Genomic DNA, 18,319 nt, shown 5'->3' with positions numbered 1-18,319 from the left:
TTGGTGAGGATTGGGCGTGGCGGCGGGTTGGATGAGGGCGGCCGGGCCCGTCGGAGCGCGGCGTGGCCCCAAGAGCGGAGCGAACCTAGGGGACCGCGTGGACCGAGGGGACGGTGCATGTGGCCTCCTGGGTCGCCAGGAGCGAAGAGGAGATTGGCCGCACTACGCCGCCACGCCTCTTCAAGCGCCGCTATCTTCGCGCCAGCCCAGCACCGTCATCGGGTTACCGCCCTGTATCGAGAATGCCGCGACTTCGCCGCGCACAATCGTGCCCGCCGCAATCACGCAGCCCTCGCGCAGAATCGCCCCGTCCAACAAGACGCAGTTGGCGCCGATCCAGACGTCGTCTTCAATCACGATGCCGCCCTTGCTGGGGCGAAACCCCTGTTCACGGATCGGCAAGTCACGGCGACGGAACTCGTGGTTGGCGGGAGCGAACGTGCAGTTCGCCGCAACAGCCACCCGCGCGCCCATGCGGATGCCGTTGCCGGTGTAGAGCACGCAGCCGGAATTGATGACGCATTCCGGCCCGATCTCCACATCGCCCGATCCGCCCGCTGGCTTGATCTTGACGAAGGAATCCACCACGGCCCTGGGGCCGACCACGATGCGCGTGCCGCGCGTGGAATCCTCGATGTCGGCAAGCGGCGACACGCGCGCGGTGGGATCGATCAGAATCACAATGCCGCCTGGCTCGTCAGGCCTTGCGGCGCAGGAAGCCGTCCGGCGCGGACGTGACCAGCAGGCGGTCTTCCACCGAGCGGTCGATTTCGAACTCGGGGTGCTGCTTGATCCATTCCCACACGGCGGTCTTGGGGTTGTTGCCCTTGCCCCAGTGACGGCCCGGCCATTCGTAGTCGGCGGGCATGTCTTCCACGAAGGTGTCGAAGACCACGCAGTAGCTGCCGACGCTGACCAGATCGGCGTAGGCATTCAGTTCCGCCAGTACGTGGTCGTGCGTGTGGTTCGAATCCAGGCAGACCATGATGTTCTTCTTGCCCTCGGCATGCGCGCGCACTTGCGCGATGGTCGCGGGATCAATGCTGGAGCCTTCGATCAAGTGGATGCGCTGCGCCAGCGGGTGCGCTTCAATCGCCTTGCGGTTGTGCTCGCGGATCTCGATGTCCACGCCCACCACTTCGCCCGCGCCCAGCAATTGCAGCATGGACGCCGACAGCATCAACGAGCCGCCGTGCGCAATGCCGGTTTCGATGATCAGGTCCGGCTTTACGGCCCAGATCAGCTCTTGCATGGCCATGGCGTCCATGGGCAGTTGGATCAGCGGACGCCCGGCCCACGAGAAGTTGTTCATGTACTTGCGTTCCAGCGCCATTTGGCGCCACGCAATGGACAGCTCGCGGAATTCCTGGTCGGTGGCGAAGCCGGCAATGCGGGCCTGCTTTTCCTGGCGGTATTCGGGGTGCGCGTCGGGCGTGGTTTCAAGGTAGGACATTCAGATTCCTTTGTGCAGGCGGTACTGCGCCAGAAAATTCGGGAAATAGTCGGAGAAGGCGCGCGGCGCAACGCCGCAAAGCGCCTGGATGCGGCTTACGTCCACATCGGCAAAGGCCCATTCAGGCGAACCGGGCGCCACGTTGCAGCGGTAACCCAGTGCCTGTTGCAACCAGTGGGCAACCTCGCGGTTGTCGACGCTTGCGCCATGCGCCACGTTGAAGATGCCGCTGGCGTCTTCTGATTGCGCAATAGCCAGTATTTGCGACACCGCGTCGTCGATGTAGAGATAGTCTTTGCGCGAAGAAAGCGAGGTGCGCAGCGTAATGCCGTTGCCGCGCGCGCCTTCTTCCAGCAATTGGTCGATAAAGCTGTCGGGCGTATCGCGCAGGCCCACGATATTGGACAGGCGCGCCACTTTGGCGCCGCTGCGGCCACCATGCAGGCACAGCGATTCACCCATCAGCTTGGACAGGTTGTAGAGGTCGCTCGGGTCATTCGGGTTGACGGCAAGCGTTGCGCTTTCGCGCGTATCGGCAGAGCCCGCGTAGACCCGCGTGCTGGATAGGTAGGTCAAGCTGTCGAAGTTGCCGGCCGCAAGCAGGCTGCGCAGCAGGCATACGTGCGCCTCCACGGTGTCCAAAGGCCGGCTGCGGAAATCCGAGGTCAGGCCGATGGCGTAGATGACGTGACCCAAGGGGCGCGTCAGCAAGCCAGGGTCATGGCGAGGCGGCGCCTGGCAAGGCGTACCGTCGGCGCGCAGGCGCGCGACCAGGTGCCGGCCGATGAAGCCCGTGGCGCCCAACACCGTGACCGGCTGCTTGCTCATTACTGCGCCGCGCTCTCGATGGACAGGGACGGGATGGCGGTAACCAGCTTGGCGTGCCATTCACGGCGCGCGTAGTCCAGTTGCGCCGACACCTCGGTCTTCAAGTTCCAGGGCAGGATCAGGATGTACTCGGGCTTGTCTTCCCGAAGCGTGGCTTCCGCGACGATGGGAATGTGGCTGCCGGGCAGGTACTTGTCCTGTTTGGCGGGGTTCAGGTCCACGACGTAGGCAAGCAGGTCAGGGCGCACGCCGGCGAAATTCAGCAGCGTGTTGCCTTTGGCGGCCGCGCCATACGCGGCGATGCGTTTGCCGCTGCGGCGCAGTTCCACCAGGAAGGCCAGCAGGTCGTTCTTGACCCGCTCGGCCTGTTCCTGGAACCGTGAATAGAACGCGGGGCTGGTCATGCCGGCTTGCTGCTCTTCGGCCAGCGTGCGCGCCACCTCGGCGGTCACGTCATGCTTGCCGGTATCCAGGCGTTGCGCAAAGACGCGCAGGCTGCCGCCGTGGGTGGAAAGAGGCTCTACGTCGAACACCGCCAGCCCGTTGGCGGCAAAGATCCGCGACACGGCGGTCAGCGACAGGTACGAGTAATGCTCGTGGTAAGCGGTATCGAACTGGCTTTCCTGCACCATGCGCAGCAAGTGCGGGAATTCGAACGTGGCAACGCCCTGGGGCTTGAGCAGCGCCGCAAAGCCAGAGACGAAATCATTGATGTCCGGCACGTGCGCCAGCACATTGTTGGCGGCTATCAAGTCCGCCGCGCGGCCCTGTTCGGCCAATTCGTCGCCAAGTTCCACGCCAAAGAATCGTTGCACGATGTCGATGCCGCGCTCGCGGGCGGCTTGCGCGGTGCTGGCGGTGGGTTCGACGCCATAGCAGGGGATACCGGCCGCCTGCACGTACTGCAGCAGGTAGCCATCGTTGGCGGCGATTTCGGTGACCATGCTGCCGGCGTTCAGGCCGAAGCGGCCGATCATCTCGTCCACATAGCGGCGGGAATGCGCCAGCCAGGAAGACGAGAACGAGCTGAAGTAGGCATAGTCGTCGGTGAACAGCGCTTCGCGGCCGGCGTGGTCTTCGGTCTGGACCAGCCAGCACGTTTCACACACCAGGATGCGCAGCGGAAACCAGGTCTCGGGGCCGCGCAGGGCGGTGGCGCTCAGGTAGGCGTTGGACGGGGGCGCGTGGCCCAGGTCCAGGAAGGGCAGGCGCAATTCAGCCTGGCAATGACGGCACTTCACAGTGCGACTCCCGGAAATGCAGTGTCCAGGCGGGGGTGTTGCTGATCACGCTCGGACACTTGGGTAAGGGGAAGGGGCCAGGCGATGCCCAGCCGGGCGTCCTGGAAATGCAGGCCGGCTTCGGACTGGGGCGCATACGGCGCGGAATGGCAATAGAGCATGTCGACGTCGTCGGTCAGGGTTTGAAAACCGTGAGCGAAGCCTTCAGGGATCAACAGCGCGCGGCCGTTGTCGGCGGACAGGCGTTCGGCATGCCATTGAAGAAAGGTGGGAGACCCCTGGCGCACATCCACGGCAACATCCCAGACGGCGCCACGGATGCAACTGACAAGCTTGATCTCGGCATGGGGCGGCAACTGGTAGTGCATGCCGCGAACGGTGCCGGCCTGGGCGGTGTGGGTGTGGTTGACCTGTTCCATGGCCCCGGCCCAGCCGCAGGCGCGCAGGTCGGCGCCATCAAACAGGCGGGCCAGAAAGCCGCGCGCGTCGCCACGGGGATGGCGTTGCACGATCTTCAGGCCGGCCAGCGGCGTGTCCAGGATGTCCAGGCTCATGGTTGGGCCTCGTACAAATCGATGTCGGCGTTGCACAGCGCGCGGGCATCTTCGCCCGCGTCAAAGCGGCGATACCAGTCCATGCTGCGCGTTACCGCCTGTGCCAGTGGCCAGCGCGGTGTGATCTGCAAGGCGGCGCGCGCCTTGGCGGTGTCCAGCGTCAGCAGGCCGGCTTCGTGCGGGCCGTCGATGTGCTCGGCATAGCGCGTGCGCCCGCGGCCATAGGCGTCTTGCGCCAGGTCCACCACGGTACGAACCGCCGCAGCCTCGGCAGCGTCGGGGCCAAAATTGTAGGCATCCGCCAAGGCCGAGTCGGCCCACAAGGCTTGGGCCAGCGTCAGGTATCCCGCCAGGGGTTCCAGCACATGCTGCCATGGCCGCACGGAATCCGGCCGCCGCACATGTAGCTCGCCGTCGCGTTGCCAGGCGCGCACAGCGTCCGGCAGCAATCGGTCCACTGACCAGTCCCCGCCGCCAATGACGTTACCGGCGCGCGCTGTGGCAATCGCGACGCCTTGCGCTTGCAGGAACGCATCGCGGTACGACGCGATGACCAGTTCGCTGGCCGCCTTGCTGGCGCTGTAGGGATCGTGCCCGCCCAGCGTGTCGCTTTCGCGGTACGGGTAGGGCCATTCGTTGTTGCGGTAGACCTTGTCGGTCGTGACCATGACCGCCACGCGCGCGGACGGCGTGGCGCGCAGCGCATCGAGCAGATGCGCCGTACCCATGATGTTGGTGGCGAACGTGTCCACCGGCTGCGCGTAGCTGGGCCGCACCAAGGCCTGCGCGGCCAGGTGCAGCACGATCTCGGGCTGGGCGGCCACGACGTGTTCACGCAGCGCGGCGGCGTCGCGGATATCGCAATAGCAGCTTTTGATCAGGTCGCCAACGCGGGCGGCTTGATACAGGCTGGGCTCGCTGGCGGGGGGCAGGGCGATACCGGTAACCTGCGCGCCAAGGCGATGCAGCCACAGGGCAAGCCAGCTTCCCTTGAAGCCGGTATGCCCGGTCAGCAAAACACGCTTGCCGCGCCAGAACGCGGCGCTGGGGATCACCAGACTTTCCATGGCGCCTTGCCCGTGCTCCACAGCGATTCCAGCAGGTTCTTTTCACGCAGCGTGTCCATCGGCTGCCAAAAGCCCAGGTGTTCGAAGGCATGCAACTGGCCGTCGCGGCTCAGCGACTCCAGCGGGCCGGCTTCCCAGGTCGTGTCGTCGTCATCGATCAGGGACAGCACGCTAGGCGACAGCACGAAAAAGCCGCCGTTGATCAGGCCGCCATCGCCGCGCGGCTTTTCGGTAAAGCCGGTTACGCGGTCGCCGTCGCGGCGCAACGCACCATAGCGTCCGGGCGGCTGCACGGCGGTGACCGTGGCCGCCTTGCCGTGCTTGCGATGAAACGCAATCAGGGCGCTGATGTCGATGTCGGCCACACCGTCGCCATAGGTGAAGCAGAACGCCTCGTCTTCCTTCACGTAGTCGGCCACACGCTTCAGGCGGCCGCCGGTCATGGTGGTTTCACCGGTGTCCACCAACGTCACGCGCCAGGGTTCGGCTTTGCGCTGGTGCACTTCCATGCGGTTGTCGGCCATGTCGAAGGTCACATCCGACATGTGCAGGAAGTAGTTGGCGAAGTACTCCTTGATCATGTAGCCCTTGTAGCCGCAGCAGATCACGAAGTCGTTCACGCCGTGGGCGGAATAGGTCTTCATGATGTGCCACAGAATGGGCCGCCCGCCGATCTCGATCATCGGCTTGGGGCGCGTGTGGGTTTCTTCAGAGATCCGGGTGCCCAGGCCCCCGGCAAGAATGATGGCTTTCATGCTTGGGATTCGCACCAGGTGTTGAACATGCCGCGCAGGGCGGTTTCGAACTTGCGGGCGAAGGCGGGTTCGTCCATCAAGGGGCTCGCGTGCATTTCAGCGCGCAGGCCGGCACGGGTACGGGCCAGCGTCGGCAAGTCGTTGGCCAGGGCCACGACCTTCTGGATGTATTCCTCTTCGGTCTGGGCGATCCATTCCGGGCGGCCGATGCCGTTCAGGACGGAACTGCCGATGCGGCCAACGCTGGGGCGGCTGGCCAGCGTGACGTAGGGCACACCCATATAGAGCGTTTCCACCAGCGTGACGCCCGAGTTGTGCGGGAAGCAGTCCAGGCCGATGTCCATGTTGCGCAGGACATTCCAGGGGGGCGATTCCCAGCCGATCAGCAGCCGTTCACGCTCGATGCCTTGCGCCATGAAGCGGCCGGCCAGCTCTTCACGCATGGGGCCGTCGCGATAGCTGTTGCTGTTGACCACCAGGCGGGCATTGGGCAGGCGGCGAAGAATATCCGACCACACGCGTACCACCTTGTCGTTCATGCGGATCGCGCGCGTCAGGCTGCCCAGCGTGATGTAGCCGTTCTTCAGCGCGGGAAGCTCGCCGCAGTCGCCCATCGTTGTACCCGCGCGATAGACGAAATTGGTGTCGGCCAGGCGCCAGGGCTTTTCCGAGAACAAGGCTTCGGAGCCGGTGGGCGCCATGACTTCATCGCTCATGATGTAGTCGATGGCATTCAGGCCGGTTGTATAGCCGAAGCCAAGCCAGGTCAGCGAAACCGGCGCCGGCTTGCGGGCGAACACGCCCAGGCGGTTGCCGCCGGTGTGGCCGGCAACATCGATAAGTATGTCGATGCCGTCGGCGCGGATGCGCTCCGCCAGCGCGCTGTCGCTCATGCCGGCGGTTGGGGTCCACTGATCGAAGTAGCGTTCAAAGCGCGCGGTGACCGCGTCTTTCGCCACGAATTCGGCATAGGCGCAGAGTTCGAAGGCCTCGCGATCATGGTTGGCCAGCAGGGGCTCGATAAAGTAATTGCCCGAATGCTGGCGAAAATCCGGCGAGACGTAGGCCACGCGGATGCGGCGGCGCGTATCGCGCTTATTCGTGTGCGCCTGCCACGTCGCGCGCAGCGCTTCGCAGTGCGTGCGATTGTATTGACGGTATGCCTCGAAGACCTCTTCGGCGCTGGCGCTCGGCGAATAGTTCAGGGCAAACAGCAGGTTGTTGTGGGGAATAAGCGCCTTGGGGGCAATGGATACCGCGGCCCTTGCGGCGGCGACCGCGCCTTCGGCGTCGCCCCGGTCCATGAGGATTTTGCTGAGGTTGGTCCTGGCCTTTTCCTGCAGGGGGTCCAAGGCCAAGGCGGTCAGGCAGCTTGCCTGCGCCTCTTTGTAGCGCAGCTCGGCGCATAGCGCGTCGCCCAGCACGCCGTGGGCATTCGCATCCTTGGGGGCAAGCTCCACCGCGCGGCGCGCGGTGCCAATCGCTTCAGACGTCCGCATCAAAGCGGTAAGGCAAGATGCCAGGATGATGTAGCACTGAGCCCTGGCGGGCGCCAGGTCCAGCATCTGCAACGCGGCTGCGAGGGCCTCCTGGAAGCGTCCGGTATTGCACAGCGTGACAGCCAGCGGCTCCCACGCGGCGGACGCGCCCGGCACCGTCCTGGCCAGTTGCCGGGCCAAGGCCTCGGCCTTGTCGAATTGGCGCTCGTTCAGCAGGTCCTGAATGCGCATCGCCATGGATTCGGCGGAGGAGGGTAGCCCGCCTCGCATGGCATTGGCGGCCAGTATCCGTTGGTTCAGGCACTGGCGGGCCAAGGCGCCGCTATACAGTCCGAAGAACTGCGCCTGGCCGCCGCTTGCGGACAGGGCTTCACCAAGCATGGACGCCCATGACGCCGCCGAACCCTGACACAGCCCATAGCGTTTGAGCAAGCCCAGGAATTCAAGCAGGCTCGACGTATCCTGGGTGATTCCCTCTTCGATCGAAGCGGGGGCGGTATTCACCTGCAGCAACGGCAGTCCCTCGCCAAGGCGGCGGGCCATTTCGCGCTGGTTTTCCGACAACACAAGCTTTACAGGCTCGTGCCACAGGTTGAAGCAGGTTGGCGTCGGGACCGGACCCGGCGCGGGCGCCGAAACCGCAACGCAAGGCAGCGGACGGGTGGGCGCGTCGTCGTCGCGATCGTACGGCCCGGCATCCAGGCAGTAGTGGACGAGGTCGTGCTCCATCAACGTCAGCAGTGATTTGTCCAGCAGCTTGCGGGCTGCCGAGTCGTCCAGTCCTTCCGCATGCATGAACACGGCGACCAGCGTCGTGTAGGGCAAGGAGCCGGGCCAGGCGTGCCATAGCGTATCCAACAGCCTGACCATGTGCGGCTCGGTGGTCACCAGGCCGCGGGCCAGGTGGTTCACATACGTGGCTCCCTGCTCCTGGCCGTTGGCGGCAAGACGTTGCGCGCCACTGGCCCAGCGCAGGTCTTTCATGCGGGCCAGATCGGGACGCGGCTTGGTTTGTTCTGCGTTTGCCTGCGTGGTGAATAGGCTTTGACGGAATCCGCGTCCCGTCGCGAAGTCCAGATATTGCTGTTTGACGGTCGCGGGCTGCCCCATCGTAAGCAGGCTATTCGTCAATGAAACGTTCTGCCCCATTTGCAGCGGAATTTCCGCCAGCGCCTGGGCATCACCCACATAGCCCAGGCCCGCTTGTGCGGCGCGTCCGGCAAACTCGATGAAGTAGCAGGGGTTGCAGGCGAAGGGGTCAACGCTGGCTTGAACCTGCCCGTCCAGGGCACGTTGGACCTGCGCGGCAACCACGGCCAACTGATTCGCCATCGGATTGGCGCCGGAGACGCCTTCCGTGAATAGCGTCAGTGCAGCGGTTGCGCTGCTTCGAAGTTGCTCTTGCGACTGCGCGGCATGCCCGTGCAACAGGATGGCGTCTCGAACGATCTCCTGCGCCTTGCCGCCTGGGTAGACGTGGTAATCCACGTACAGGACGCCATTGGGCGTCAGCAGCCGGCCACAGCGCTCAAGCAAGGCTTGGGCATGTTCGGGCGGCAGGTAACTGTAGAGGCCCGTCGCGATGATGTAGTCGAACTGGCCCTGTTCCGGCTCCAGGCTGTCGTAGCTCTGCGCCAGCAGCGTGACATTGGTCAAACCCAGCGAGGCCGCCATCTGTTGGCCTTGCCCAATAGCGGCTTGCGAGGCGTCAATGCCGATGAGCTGGGCCTCTGGGTAGGCCAGGGCAAAGGGGAACAGGCCTTCACCGGTGCCGCAGCCCAGGCTGAGCACCCGCGCTCGTTCCAGCGCTGGCGCGGTCACTCCATATAGATAGGCGGTTGCCCGCAAGTGCACCGGAGAGTGGCTGGGGGCAAGAAGTCCCGGTTCGGCGATCGCCTGGCGGTGAAAATAGGCCGGATTCGACATGAGTGCTTGTAACGGGAAGGCGCTAGGCCTGTGGGTGGAGTCTCGATGATTCTACGAACTGCCCCTGTCCTTCATTCCGTGAATCAGCGTCGGAATTCCGCGCCACTTTCCCGAAAGAGGCCGCCTTGCACGACAGACGAAAAAAAACCCGCTGAAAGCGGGTTTCTTGAGATGGCCAGGCCCGGCGCGAAGGACCGGTACTGGCCGCCAGCCGGGGAAACCGAAGTTTCCCCCGCGGGTTCGTGTCTTTGCCGAGAATTAACGCAGCAGCGACAGAACCGTTTGCGGCACTTGGTTGGCTTGCGCCAGAACCGAGGTACCAGCTTGTTGCAGGATCTGAGCCTTGGACATGTTCGACACTTCAGTGGCGTAGTCGGCGTCTTGAATACGCGAACGAGCGTTGGACAGGTTGTTGACCACGTTGTTCAGGTTCGAGATCGTCGATTCCAGACGGTTCTGCACAGCACCCAGTTCGCCGGTCAGCTTGTCCAGCTTGGTGAAGGCAGCGTCCAGCGTCTTCAGCGGGTCGGTGGTCTTCGTGCCCTTGCTGGTGTCTTCCGTGGTCAGCTTGCCGGAGCTGTTGACCTTGGCTTCAGCACCAACCTTGGCTTCGTAGTCGCCCGTGCCCGTGCCGCTCTTGACCGTAGCCTTGCCCGTGTTGGGGTCAACGGTGTAGGTCGTGTCGTACGTCTTGGTCGTGGTGAACGTGCCCTTGTCGTCAACGTACGTGTTGGTCGAATCGCCGCTGGTGAAGGCGACGCTGGCGCTGGTGATGCCTTGACCCAGCGTGATGACCACGCCGCCGGCGGTGGCGTTGGAATTGACCGCAGCCAACAGCGCATCCGAAGCGATGGTGTTGGTGAAGGACAGTTGAGCAGCCGTACCCGTGTTGGAGTACGTCTTGCCACCGATGGACACCGACGAGTTGCCGGCGGCGCCGGTGCCGTTCGAGGCGGCGGTCATCACGGTTTCCAGCGTAGCGGCAGTTGCGCTGGCGCTGTTGGTGGTCAGGTTGCCGGCGGCATCCAGGAAGGCGTCTTGGCCGCCGACCGTAACCTTGCCCGTAGCGTCAACTTGGAACGACGTCGACGACGAACCGTTGGCGTGCGTGTAGGTGCCGGTGGTGGTGCCGGTAGCCGGGCGCAGCGAGGTCGCCAGAGTCGTCACGGCGCCAGCGTTCGAAGCCGACTTGTCGGTGAACGTGAAGTTCTTGTTGGCGGCGTCGTACGTGTAGGTCACGCCGGTGGCGCCAGCGCCAACGCTGACGGTGTTGCCGTTTTCCAGCTTGGCGAAGGTTTGGTCAGCCGTGGCAGCAGCGTGCGTGGTGGTGACGGTCCAGTCGTTACCGGCGGCAACGCCGCTGGCAGCTTGCAGGTCGGACACGGTGGCCGAACGGTTTTGGGTCACGCCCGAGCCGTTGACGTTGAAGCCGTCCAGACCCAGCGTCTTGACGCTGATTTCCGACAGGTTCAGGGTGATCGTTTCGCCGTCGTTGGCGCCAACTTGCAGCGTCAGGGGCTTGGCCGAATCCGACAGAACCTTCACGCCGTTGAAGTCGGTTTGTTCCGAGATACGGTCGATGTCCGACAGACGTTGGTTGATTTCGTCTTGCATCGAGTTCAGCTGTTCTTGCGAGTAGCTGCCGTTGGCGGCTTGCACCGACAGTTCGCGAACACGTTGCAGGTGGGTGTTGACTTCGGAGGCGGCGCCTTCCGTCGTCTGAGCCAGCGAGATACCGTCGTTGGCGTTACGAGCGGCTTGGGTCAGGCCCTTGACGTTCGCGGTGAAGCGGTTGGCAATGGCCATACCGGCGGCGTCGTCCTTGGCGCTGTTGATGCGCAGGCCCGACGACAGGCGTTCGATGGCGGTACCCAGGGACGATTGCGACTTGTTCAGGTTGTTCTGAGCAACGAGCGACAAGTAGTTGGTGTTAATGACTGCAGCCATGTTTAGGCTCCCAAGAGAGAAAGGCTTCTTCAAACCGGGCAGCGGGGCCGCCCATCGTGTTAACGGGAGAATTCGCTTTCTTGCGTCTTCGAATTTCTCCGTTGTCAGGATTACGGCAGTCCCAAATCAATCTTTAGGCTTTTTTTTCGGCAATCGTAAATATGTTGGCTTTATCTGGCGGTTCTGCGGCGCTTGCCCGGCGGTTGCTCGTAAGGCGCCGGCCGCGGAAGTTGTAAGTGTCAATTCACCAGCAGGCCTGTGCGACGCAATTCGGCCAGCAAGGCATTCAGGAATTCCTGCGCCACGGGTTCCAGATTCCGCGCACCCTTATAAGACTGGCCGTTGGGGTGGGGTGTGCGTCCGGACGTCAGGGTGTCGCGCGTCAGGGTGCGAAGCTCCGCCACGCTGCGCGAGCCGTCCATATGCAGGGCGACGAATCGGCCCAATGCGTCAGCAGGCGGCGTCACTGGTTGGTGCCACAGGTTGTACATACCCACTTGGCATGCCGTGCTTGTTACTTCATCTAGTAGTTCGCGGGCACCCGGGATCAAAGCGGGCTTGGTGTCGGGCACCAGGTAGGGCGATGGTTCCGTGCGGAAATGCACTGCGCTGGATTGCACCAGCGTGATCAGGTTCATATAGACCGCGTTGGCCAGGTCGTCGCCTTGCACCCCGGAATGGTGGGGTTGCGCTATGTCCAACAGGGCGTCAAACGGCAGCGAGCGCGGCCATGCCTTGTTCATCGCGTCGATCATGCCGAGCATGGCCGGGTCTTTGCTGCTGAGGGTCGCGCCGTTGGGGGTCAGGTAGTGGCGATGTTCCGCCGAGGCGCCAGGCGAGGGGGCTGCGGCGTCAAGCCGCGTGGCGAAGTGCATGGCCTTGAACGCCGTACCCTCGGGCTGCTCAAGCATTTTTTCCGCGCGTTCGCCATGCACCAGCAGGCTTTTGCGGAAAGAGCGGCCCACGGCGAAATCCAGATACTGCTCGCGCATTTCGCGGTTGCCCTTGGCCGACAAGCCGTTCAGTCCCAGCGCGACCTTGCTGCCGTAGGTGGAAGCGAAGGTCAGATGCGGTTCGGCGTCCGTCATATACGCCAGCCCGGCCTGCTGGGCGGCAGCTGCGAATTCAAGGAAGTAGCAAGGCGTATTGATTGCTTCCAGGTATTCGTGCAGCAGGTAGTGGTCGGACTGTCCGCGCAGTTTGTGCGCCGCGCCTTGCAGGGCCGACTGCAGCGGATTGTTATGCCACAAGCCGTTTTCCAACAGGTCCAGCATCTCTTTGGCGCTGGCCAGCTTCTCTTGTGCGGTTTGCGCGCCAAAGCTGTTCAGGATCATGGCATCGCGGACTACGTCCGCGGCTTTCCATCCGGGGTAGGTGTTGTAACTGACGTAGGCAACACCTTCGGGCGCCAGGTTCTCGCGGCAGATGCGCAGGATGGCGTCGCGGACTTCGGGCGGCACCCAGCTGAACACGCCGTGGCAGATGATGTAGTCGAACACGCCGAATTCAGCGGTGACGTCGGTCACGCTCATGGCGCGCAGGTCCAGATTGCGGGCGCCGGTTTTTTCGGCAACCTGCTGGCCGGCTTCGATTTGTTGCGGCGCCAAGTCTATGCCGACGACGCGAGCGTTGGGGTGGGCCAGCGCGAAGGGAAGCAGGTTCCCACCCGCTGCGCAGCCTAGTTCCAGTACCCGTGCGGTATCAAGCGCGGGCGCGGCCAAGCCATAAAGGCTTGCCACTGCACGCAGGTTGCCCGGCGACGTGTACGCGAACGCGTTCGAGATATAGGGGGTTTCGTCGTAGGCGTCGGAGATGGCCTGAGTCAAATGATCGGCTGCGGTCATTGCGGAATTCCAGGGAAGGGGCGGCGCGTGGTTTGAACGCGATTGCTTGCGGATTGGGATGCTGTGCGAAAGGCTATCAGCGTGGCGTTCGGCTATATGGGCGGAACAGCGATGGATTTGCGGGGGAATTTCCTGTCGCGAAATCGCCCCATCAAATAATCTGCGCGATCTGCCCTTCCAGCGGCAGTTCCTGCCAGGCCATCTCTTTCAACTTCGCCCGGATCCGCGCCGTCGCCTGCGACCGTAACTGGCACACCCGTGCCTCGGTCACATTCATGATGGCGCCGATTTCTTTCAAGTTCAGCCCCTGCTCGTAACACAGCGACAGCAACAACTTCTCCCGATCAGGCAAGGCATCAATCGCCTGCACCAGCGCCTGGCGGAAATCACCAGCCAGTAACGCATCCAGCGGGTTCCCACCGGCCGAGCCGTGGTTAAGCGTGGCGGTCCAGTCGGATTGGCCGGAGGCGGAGTCGGGTTCGGTGGTGAAGTCTTCGTAATGCACGATCTGCACGCCTTGCGCGTCGTGCAGCAGGGATTGGTATTCGCCGATCGGCATTTCAAGCTGGGCGGCGATCTCGGCTTCCGAGGGCGCGCGCATCAGGCGTTGTTCAAGCTGCTGGATGGCTTGTTCGATCTTGCGCGCCTTGGTGCGGACGCTGCGCGGCAGCCAGTCCTGGCCGCGTAGCTCGTCCAGCATCGCGCCACGGATACGGGTCGTGGCGTAGGTCTCGAATTGGGCGTCTGCGGTTTCCTGATAGCGCCTTACGGCGTCAAGCAGGCCGATCATGCCGGCCTGTATCAGGTCGTCGAGCTCAACACTGGCGGGTAGCCGGGCGAGCAATTGCAGGGCCAGCTTCCGCACTAGCGGGGCATATTCGACCAAGCTGTCATCTGCGTGGGGCATTGCGGGAATGTCAGGCTGTGTCCATCGTGACGCATCGTCGGACGTTGTCAATTTGCGACATTGTCGACAAACGCGCGGCTGCGCTAAAGCGACCAGGATTGAGTGATCGGCAAGGTGTCATTGTCGGCACTACACAACATTTCATTCGCGGAAGTACGCAATGTTTTGAATGCTTATTTGCCAAATTGACGTAAATTCGTCACGAGTTTCTATGTCAATGTGTATCTAAACTCACAGGTTGCGCAATATCAACAAAGATTTGTCATATAAGTCATAGAAAATGACATCACCTGTGGTAAATTTTACTTAAATTGCGAACAAATGATACATTTCGCATTAAAACAGGATGCAGCAGCATTCAGGCGCTCTTAAGGCGCCGGTGCTTTTGGTCATAGAGCCCCCGTGGGTGGGATTTGGGATAGGGAGTAGGGCGTGCAACAAGTCGAAAATTCATTGCTGGCAGACATTCGCGAAGTGAATCTGTCATATCTGTTACTTGCGCAACGTATGTTGCGTGATGACTACGCAGCATCAATGTTCCGTTTGGGATTCAGCAACGAAGTTGCCGACATCCTGATGCGCTTGTCGCCGGCGCAATTGGTGAAGCTGGCCAGCTCCAGCTCGCTGCTGTGCCGCTTCCGCTTTGATGATTACAGCCTGCTGTCCGCGCTGACCCATGACGTGCTGGGTGGTGCGCTGCAACAAGCCCACGCTACGATCCTGTTGGCCAAGCAACCTGTAGAAGAACTGGCCTGACCGCCGCTTCACCACCCACTCGGACCCGTGTAATGGCCTCCAAAAGCGTATCTCAGGAAGCGGACGACATCCTGCTTGCCAGCTCCATGATTACTTTGGGAGCCCGGTTACAGGTCCTTGAGGCGGAAACCAGCCTCAGCCACGACCGCCTCGCACGCTTGTATCGTGAAATTCGCGGTTGCTCGCCACCCAAAGGCATGCTGCCGTTCTCGGTTGACTGGTTCATGACCTGGCTGCCGAACATCCATTCGTCGCTGTTCTATAACGTGTATTCGTTCCTGAACGCGCGCACCAGCAGCAAGGGCATACGCGCCACCATCGACGCCTATCGCCTGTACCTGGAAAACGCCGGCCTGGATACGGCCGAAAGCACCGAGCCGGTGCTGAGCTTCACCCGCGCCTGGATGCTCGTGCGTTTCTTTGATAGCGGCATGTTGCAACTGTCCGCTTGCCGCCAGTGCGGCGGCCATTTCATTGCCCACGCCCACGATCCGCAATCGGATTTTGTGTGCGCCATCTGCCGTCCGCCTCCTCGCGCCGGCAAGACGCGCGCAGCGGCCAAAGCGCGCGCCGGCACCCGTCCCGCGCCTCTCTTCGGCGACGCCCGTCCCTGACCGGACCGGCGCAGTTTGCGTCCAAATACATCAAAAGCCCTGGAAAACTCCCCGTAACCCGCCTTTTTGGGTCGGGGGGAACAGGGGATCATTGACGCTAGTTTTAGACTTCGTTGGCAGGGGCCTGATGTGTTGATTGTTATCGGTTTTCTCGTGGTGATCGTGTCGGTCGTCGGCAGCTTCATAGCGCTGGGCGGCCACTTGGGCGCGCTTTACCAGCCCTTCGAGCTGACGCTGATCTTTGGTGCGGCCTTTGGGGCTTTTCTGGCCGGCAACAGCAAAAAGTCGCTGATGCTGGTGAAGAAGGCGCTGCCCGACGCGCTGAAAAGTTCGCGCTACAGCAAAGACGTGTACATGGAGCTGATGGCTCTCTTGTATGTGTTGCTGAACAAGGCGCGTCGTGAAGGCCTGATGGCCATCGAATCGCATATTGAAGACCCGGCGTCCAGCCCGATCTTCAGCGAATATCCCCGCATCGCCAAAGACGCGAAGCTCATGGAGTTCATTACGGACTACCTGCGCATCATGATCAGCGGCAACATGAGCTCGTTTGAAATCGAAACGCTCATGGACGAGGAAATCGAGACCTATCGCCATGAACGGGAAGTGCCCGCGCATGCGCTGCAGCAGATGGCCGACGGTCTGCCGGCTTTCGGTATCGTGGCCGCGGTGCTGGGCGTGATCAAGGCGCTGGCCGCCGTGGACCAGCCGCCCGCCATTCTGGGTGACCTGATCTCCAAGGCCATGGTCGGTACGTTCCTGGGGATTTTGCTGGCGTATGGCTTCGTGGGGCCGCTGGCCTCGCGGGTTGAGCGCCGCAACGATGAAGCCATGAAAGTGCTGGAGTGCATCAAGACCACCTTGCTGGCCAGCATGAACGGCTACCCGCCCCAACTGGCGGTGGAATTTGGCCGCAAGGTGCTGTTCTCGTCAGTGCGTCCGACTTTTGGTGAGCTGGAAGAGCATGTCCGGCAAACCAAGTCGACCGGCAAGGCCTGACGGAGCGGGCCATGAGCACGGTAAACAACCACCGTGTGGTGATCCGCCGCAAGAAGGTCAAGGGCGGCGGACACCACGGCGGAAGCTGGAAAATCGCCTACGCCGACTTCATCACCGCGATGATGGCGTTCTTTCTGGTGCTGTGGCTGATCAGCATCGTGCCACGCGAAGAACTCAAGGGCATCGCGGAATATTTCCGCATGCCCTTGCGCGTGGCGATCACGGGCGGGCCCAGCAGCTCGGCCGAGACCAGCGCGGTGCCGGGCGGCGGGCGCGCCCCCTTGCGCAGCGAGGGCGATGTTCGCAAAGGCCAGGGCAACCGGGTTGAATCCCAGCCCATGGGCGACGCCGAACGGCGCGAGCAGCACCGCCTGGAAAACCTGAAAAAGCGCCTTGAGAACGTCATCGAGACCAGCCCCGTCCTGAAAAGCTTCAGGCCGCAACTGCTGATCGACCTGACGACGGAAGGCCTGCGCATTCAGATCATCGACAACCAGAACCGCCCCATGTTCGCGACCGGCCGCGCCGAAGTGCAGCCGTACATGCGCGACATTCTGCGCGAGCTGGGGCCGGTGCTGAATGAGCTGCCCAACAAGGTCAGCATCTCGGGCCACACCGACGCCTCGCAGTATGCGCGGGGCGAACGTGCCTATAGCAACTGGGAATTGTCGGCGGACCGCGCCAATGCCTCGCGCCAGGAATTGGTGGCCGGCGGCATGAACGAAAGCAAGGTCATGCGCATCCAGGGTCTGTCTTCCAGCATGAGTCTGGTTAAAGATGATCCGTATGCAGCCGTTAATAGACGTATCAGCCTCGTGGTGCTCAATATGAACACCCAGAAGCGCATCGAAAGCGAGAACGCCGCCGCGGCGGACATCAGCGCCAAGGATGCCCGCGAGGTGGGGACGGCCGTGGAGGCGGCGCAAGCCGCCGTCCAGGCCGCGACGGCAACCAATCAAGGCGAAGCGGCGAATGCGCCGCCGGTTCAGGGGGTTCGATAGCAATGGCGGCAACGATTCTGGTGGCGGACGATTCGGCGACGATGCGAATGATCGTCCAGGCGACGCTGACGGGCGCGGGATGGAAAGTGCTGACGGCCGGCAACGGTCAGGAAGCGCTGGATGTGGCCAAGAGCCACCCGGTGGACCTGGTGGTCAGCGACTGGAACATGCCCGTCAAGGGCGGGCTGGAGCTGATCCAGGGCCTGCGTGAACTGGACCAGTACCTGGATGTGCCGGTGCTGGTGCTGACCACCGAAGACGATGTGGATAGCAAAATGGCCGCTCGGGATCTGGGCGTTTGTGGCTGGCTGTCCAAGCCGGTCGACCCCGATGTGCTGGTGGAATTGGCGACCGAGCTGCTCGATGAGCAGGCCGGCGCGTAAAGCAGGTTCATTTATGAAGGCGTACGGGTCATGAGTTCTGGTTTGGACCTCAGTCAGTTTTACGAGACCTTTTTCGATGAGGCGGACGAGCTGCTCGCGCAGATGGAGCAGCTGCTGCTTGAACTCGACGTGGGTTCTCCCGACATCGAACAGCTCAATGCCATCTTCCGCGCGGCCCACTCCATCAAGGGCGGCGCGGCGACATTCGGCTGTTTTACGCAGTTGGCGGGTACCACCCACCTGCTTGAAAACCTTCTGGACGCAATCCGCCGTGGCGAAATGGCGCTGCGTACGGACATGATTGATATTTTCTTGGAAACGAAAGACGTGCTCAAAAGCCAACTGGATGCCTATCGGGCCTCCGAAGAGCCCGATGAAGCCGTGTTTGAGCGTATCTGCGCCGTCTTGAGGCAGTTGGCGCTGGAGCATCAGGATCCCGCCGCGGCCGTGGCCGCGCCGGCGCCTGCTCCCGTGGCGGCCGCTCCGGCTCCCGCGCCCGTCGTGGCTCCTCCGGCCCCCGCGCCCGAACCCGTAGCGCCGGCGGC

17 protein-coding genes are annotated in these 18,319 nt (G+C 62.7%); 6 read left to right on the top strand and 11 right to left on the bottom strand.

Annotated elements, in window-relative coordinates; all coding sequences use genetic code 11:
* Positions 1–180: 180 nt before the first annotated feature.
* The 11 genes from ACE04A_RS12185 to ACE04A_RS12135 all read right to left on the bottom strand — a co-directional run bounded on the left by ACE04A_RS12185 (position 181) and on the right by ACE04A_RS12135 (position 14,021).
* Entirely contained in the window at positions 181–681 is a 501-nt protein-coding gene (locus ACE04A_RS12185) for an acyltransferase (RefSeq protein WP_259248578.1), read from the bottom strand.
* Positions 682–697: 16 nt separating this feature from the next.
* Positions 698–1,453: a cephalosporin hydroxylase family protein gene (locus tag ACE04A_RS12180; protein ID WP_259248575.1), complete on the bottom strand. Its 756-nt coding sequence runs from the start codon at positions 1,451–1,453 to the stop codon at positions 698–700.
* Positions 1,454–2,281, bottom strand: coding sequence for an NAD-dependent epimerase/dehydratase family protein (locus tag ACE04A_RS12175; RefSeq protein WP_438858538.1), 828 nt, complete (start codon positions 2,279–2,281; stop codon positions 1,454–1,456).
* On the bottom strand, positions 2,281–3,522 hold the full coding sequence (locus tag ACE04A_RS12170; protein ID WP_448715651.1) for a methyltransferase domain-containing protein: 1,242 nt from the start codon (positions 3,520–3,522) through the stop codon (positions 2,281–2,283). The genes ACE04A_RS12175 and ACE04A_RS12170 overlap by 1 nt, the downstream gene beginning before the upstream one ends.
* Entirely contained in the window at positions 3,519–4,076 is a 558-nt protein-coding gene (locus ACE04A_RS12165) for a dTDP-4-dehydrorhamnose 3,5-epimerase family protein (protein ID WP_448715652.1), read from the bottom strand. Before ACE04A_RS12165 ends, ACE04A_RS12170 begins: the two co-directional genes overlap by 4 nt.
* Positions 4,073–5,143, bottom strand: coding sequence for a CDP-glucose 4,6-dehydratase (gene rfbG, locus ACE04A_RS12160; RefSeq protein WP_485820156.1), 1,071 nt, complete (start codon positions 5,141–5,143; stop codon positions 4,073–4,075). The genes ACE04A_RS12165 and rfbG overlap by 4 nt, the downstream gene beginning before the upstream one ends.
* Entirely contained in the window at positions 5,128–5,898 is a 771-nt protein-coding gene (rfbF, locus tag ACE04A_RS12155; protein ID WP_485820155.1) for a glucose-1-phosphate cytidylyltransferase, read from the bottom strand. The genes rfbG and rfbF overlap by 16 nt, the downstream gene beginning before the upstream one ends.
* Positions 5,895–9,323 carry an O-linked N-acetylglucosamine transferase family protein gene (locus ACE04A_RS12150; RefSeq protein WP_485820154.1) on the bottom strand — a complete coding sequence of 1,143 codons (3,429 nt, stop codon included), beginning with the start codon at positions 9,321–9,323 and terminating at the stop codon, positions 5,895–5,897. Before ACE04A_RS12150 ends, rfbF begins: the two co-directional genes overlap by 4 nt.
* 258 nt (positions 9,324–9,581) lie before the next feature.
* Positions 9,582–11,270, bottom strand: a complete 1,689-nt coding sequence (locus ACE04A_RS12145; RefSeq protein ID WP_485820153.1) for a flagellin N-terminal helical domain-containing protein — start codon at positions 11,268–11,270, stop codon at positions 9,582–9,584.
* A 239-nt stretch (positions 11,271–11,509) separates the two neighbouring features.
* Positions 11,510–13,114 (bottom strand): methyltransferase regulatory domain-containing protein, encoded by a 1,605-nt coding sequence (locus ACE04A_RS12140; RefSeq protein WP_448715657.1) that lies wholly within the window; start codon positions 13,112–13,114, stop codon positions 11,510–11,512.
* A 151-nt stretch (positions 13,115–13,265) separates the two neighbouring features.
* A complete protein-coding gene (locus ACE04A_RS12135; RefSeq protein WP_050448970.1) occupies positions 13,266–14,021 on the bottom strand; it encodes an RNA polymerase sigma factor FliA in 756 nt (251 codons plus the stop codon).
* Between the two features lie 432 nt (positions 14,022–14,453).
* Here ACE04A_RS12135 and flhD point away from each other — a divergent pair, with 432 nt between their 5' ends.
* The 6 genes from flhD to ACE04A_RS12105 all read left to right on the top strand — a co-directional run.
* On the top strand, positions 14,454–14,777 hold the full coding sequence (gene flhD, locus ACE04A_RS12130; protein ID WP_006219025.1) for a flagellar transcriptional regulator FlhD: 324 nt from the start codon (positions 14,454–14,456) through the stop codon (positions 14,775–14,777).
* Positions 14,778–14,809: 32 nt separating this feature from the next.
* A complete protein-coding gene (gene flhC / locus ACE04A_RS12125; RefSeq protein WP_111886197.1) occupies positions 14,810–15,391 on the top strand; it encodes a flagellar transcriptional regulator FlhC in 582 nt (193 codons plus the stop codon).
* 129 nt (positions 15,392–15,520) lie between these two features.
* Positions 15,521–16,390: a flagellar motor stator protein MotA gene (gene motA, locus ACE04A_RS12120; RefSeq protein ID WP_046806435.1), complete on the top strand. Its 870-nt coding sequence runs from the start codon at positions 15,521–15,523 to the stop codon at positions 16,388–16,390.
* Between the two features lie 11 nt (positions 16,391–16,401).
* Complete coding sequence (gene motB, locus ACE04A_RS12115) at positions 16,402–17,391, top strand: flagellar motor protein MotB (protein ID WP_485820152.1); 990 nt, start codon at positions 16,402–16,404, stop codon at positions 17,389–17,391.
* 2 nt (positions 17,392–17,393) lie between these two features.
* Complete coding sequence (locus ACE04A_RS12110; protein WP_100855425.1) at positions 17,394–17,774, top strand: response regulator; 381 nt, start codon at positions 17,394–17,396, stop codon at positions 17,772–17,774.
* Positions 17,775–17,804: 30 nt separating this feature from the next.
* Positions 17,805–18,319 (top strand): Hpt domain-containing protein (locus tag ACE04A_RS12105; protein WP_485820151.1); only part of this gene is annotated, 515 nt, incomplete at its 3' end.

Source organism: Achromobacter colocynthidis (assembly GCF_057334535.1).
This window is presented reverse-complemented; position numbering and strand designations above follow the sequence as displayed.